Source organism: Roseiarcus sp. (assembly GCF_052145395.1).
Classification (GTDB): Bacteria; Pseudomonadota; Alphaproteobacteria; order Rhizobiales; family Beijerinckiaceae; genus Roseiarcus.
Genome location: NZ_JBKQOT010000785.1, coordinates 1 through 3,394, shown reverse-complemented (window position 1 = coordinate 3,394; position 3,394 = coordinate 1). Strand labels below are relative to the sequence as shown.

Below are 3,394 nucleotides of genomic sequence, written 5' to 3'. Positions count from 1 at the left end.
TTCAGGTGCCGCTGCCGAACGGGCGGACCGTTCCGCTGAGCCAGATCGCCTCGGTCGAGTACGGCCAGGAATTTCCCATCGTCTGGCGTCGCGACAGACTGCCCACCGTGACGGTGCAGGCCGACCTCGCGCCGGGCACGCAGGCCGCGACAGTCGTGCAGGGGCTGGCGCCGCAGATTGCCGCGCTCAATGCGAGCCTGCCGAGCGGATATCACGTCAGCGTCGGCGGAAGCGCAGAGGAGAGCGACAAGGCACAGACCTCGGTCGCCGCCGCCCTGCCTTTAATGTTCGTCATCACGCTTACGGTGCTGATGATCCAGCTTCAAAGCTTCAGCCGCATGTTCCTGGTGCTGAGCGTCGCTCCCATGGGCGTCATCGGCGTCGTCGCGGCGCTGCTCCTCGCCGACAAGCCCCTCGGGTTCGTGGCGATCCTCGGCGTGCTCGCGCTTACGGGCATGATCGCACGCAACGCGGTCATCCTTATCGACCAGATCCACAAAGAGCAGGCGAAGGGACTCCACCCCTGGGACGCGGTCATCGAGGCCACCTCGATCCGCTTGCGTCCCATCCTGCTCACCGCTTCGGCGGCGGCCCTCGGCATGGTCCCGATCGCGCCGACCGTCTTCTGGGGTCCGATGGCCTACGCGATCATGGGTGGCCTGGCGATCGCGACGGTTCTGACCCTCGTCTTCCTGCCCGCCCTCTACGTCGCCTGGTTCCGCATCAAGAAGCCTCGCCCGGACGACCCACAAGTCGCGGACGCAGAACAGATTCAAGAACACAAACCGCCCCGCGACCAAACGGAGCCCGAGCGCGTCCTCGAGCAGACATGCTGATCGACCCAACGCCCGGTTTCGGCGCGCCTCGGAGCACTGATCGCGGGCGGCGCATCACTCTGCGCTGCCGTTTACATCTCCGGCGTGCGTTTCCGCCCGACGCTCGTCGTCCTTCAACAAGGGAAAACAGTCGGAGGTCGCGGACCCCAAGCGCGCGCTATGGTTACCGCGCAGCGGAGCGAGATTACGACAAAGCCGGGCGCCCCGATAGGGACAGAGTATGGACGCTGCTTACCTTTCGACCTTGTCGGCCCTTGCAGGATCGACAGTCGGGGGCCTGACGACGGCCCTTTCGGCGTGGATCGGTCAGCGCGTTTCGGCAAGGGCCGGGCTGGTCTCAAGCCACCTAGCGCGGCGGCAAGAGCTTTTCCGAGACTTCATAGTCTCGGCATCGAAGGAGTATGGCGAGGCGCTCACCACGAGTGAGCCGAAGATCCCGGAGCTCCTCGAACTCTACGCCCTGCTCAGCAGGATGCGCGTGCTGTGCCGGCCCGAGACCGTCGCCGCCGGCGAAAAGCTCATGCGCTTGATCCTCGACACGTATTTGGCGCCCAACAGGACGTTCAAGGAGCTGCGCGATTTGATGACGGTCGGCGACGGAATCGATCCGCTGAAGGAATTCAGCGTGGCCGCGCGCCAAGAGATCGAAGTAGCCCATGAAAGTCGATTTTAGCATGTCGCCGACTCGATCCCCTCCTTCACGCTCTGCGGCATGTGCTTCCGATCGCGTCTCATGCTCGGCACGTCGAATATGCCTTGCGGGCGATCAAGATCGGGCGCCGCTGAAAGCGGGGCAAGGTGGCGCCGGTCTACCCGCGACATTGACGGTCGCGTGCTGCCGAACAACGCTGGCCGCCACAGCGCCAAGGAGGCGGTTACGACCGCTCCGATGACTTTGTCAGGGGGACTGCACTTATTTCAGCGGCAAACGGTTCGCCCCACCCCCAGCTTCACTTCGGTTACCAGCGCCCGCCACGCCGCCAATGCGGCCGAGCCTCTCTCCTTGTAACTCTGCCTGGTGACGAGATGTCGCCCCTGATAAAATTGGCTGTCGACCTCGTCGAGCACGAAAGGACGGGGACTCGGGGTCGTCAATCTGCGCAAATGAAGAGCAAAAGAGGAAACAATTCAATGCGTCACTGGGCTGTCCTCGGCTTTTCTGCCGGCCTGCTGGGGACGTTCTTACTAAGCGCCTGCTCGTCCAGGGACCTGCTGGCGCCGACCCCCGCGGCTTTCGACGCGGCTCAGTATCGAGCGCCAGTCGATGGGGCCCGGCCAACAAACGCATCCGGCGATCTCAATCTTCTTTACGTCACCGACCGGGCGCCGATTGCAGATCCCCGAACGAACGCGCTCTCCTACGGGTCAGAGCGCTCGCGCACCATGAGTTTTGGATCGATTAATATCCGCATCGAGCCGGATTCAAGCGAACCCATGGGAGAGATGAAGCTCGACGGAATTCATGAAATCGGGCGGTTTCCCGAGGTTCCTTATCCGGCGGTGGTCACGGCCTCCGGATATCGCCGCGCGCCTGGCGTCGTGGCCGCGCACGAAGATGCGGTTGCCTCGCTTCAAGGAGAAATTCGTCGCCGCCTGGCGAAGACTGAACGAAAGGAAGTCGTCGTCTTCATTCACGGCTACAACAACACGTTCAACGACGCGGCCAATGCGACGGGGAGCATCTGCCGCCTTCTCGGGCGGGATTTCGTTTGCGTGGTGCTGACGTGGCCGGCCGGCGGGTCGCGCGGCGCTTTCTTGGGTTACAACGTCGACCGAGAATCCGGCGAGTTCGCCGTCGCCGACATGCGGAAGGCGATCCGCGCGATCGGCCAGACCGAGGGCGTGCGCGGAGTCGATATCATCGCCCACAGCCGCGGCACCGACGTGCTGGCGTCGGCTTTTCGGGAGCTGAGCGTCGAGGCCTACGTTTCGCGCTTTTCGAACACCGAGAGTCTAAAGGTAAGGAACATTGTTCTGTTCGCGCCGGATATTGACATCGACGTCGCCGCGACGAAAATATTTGACGTGTTTTCTGATCCGGACGTGCCCTACGGCGCCAAGAAGAACCCGAACGCAGCGATCAAGCAGGGATCGTTTCATCTGACGGTCTATTCGTCTCCTGGCGATCAGGCTTTGGGCCTTTCGAGCAGCATCTTTGGAAGCAGACTGCGGCTCGGCCAGCTGGATCTGAGCGGGCCGGAAGCGAGAGCGCTACGCGCGGACCCCGGCCACCTCGTTGACCTGATCGAAGTCGACGAAAATACCGGCGCCTGGGGGCACGGATACTTCCTGTCGAACCCAGCAGTCCGTTCCGACCTGGTCGCTTTGATTAATGGATTGAAGCCGGGCGATCCTGGGAGGCCGCTGGTCGAAATCAGACGGCCCTTTTGGCGGATCGCCGGGGCTCAGGTGGAGCCGCGCTAATGGCCGCGGAGACCGATCGCGGTAGGGAACACCATTGCTGGTGTCCCCCCGCACAGATCCGGACGAGCCCCATTCGGGCATCCGGCTCTTACCTCGGGTGCTTGACGGCGAAGCGATCGCTCGGCCAGGGATGA

General features: G+C 63.2%; 3 protein-coding genes. All 3 read left to right on the top strand.

Annotated features, from left to right (window positions below):
- A partial coding sequence (locus ACLP25_RS27075; protein WP_442472204.1) for an efflux RND transporter permease subunit occupies positions 1-836 on the top strand: 836 nt, incomplete at its 5' end.
- 220 nt (positions 837-1,056) lie between these two features.
- Positions 1,057-1,509, top strand: coding sequence for a hypothetical protein (locus tag ACLP25_RS27070; protein ID WP_442472203.1), 453 nt, complete (start codon positions 1,057-1,059; stop codon positions 1,507-1,509).
- Positions 1,510-1,967: 458 nt separating this feature from the next.
- Positions 1,968-3,260, top strand: a complete 1,293-nt coding sequence (locus ACLP25_RS27065; RefSeq protein WP_442472202.1) for an alpha/beta hydrolase — start codon at positions 1,968-1,970, stop codon at positions 3,258-3,260.
- Positions 3,261-3,394: the final 134 nt, after the last annotated feature.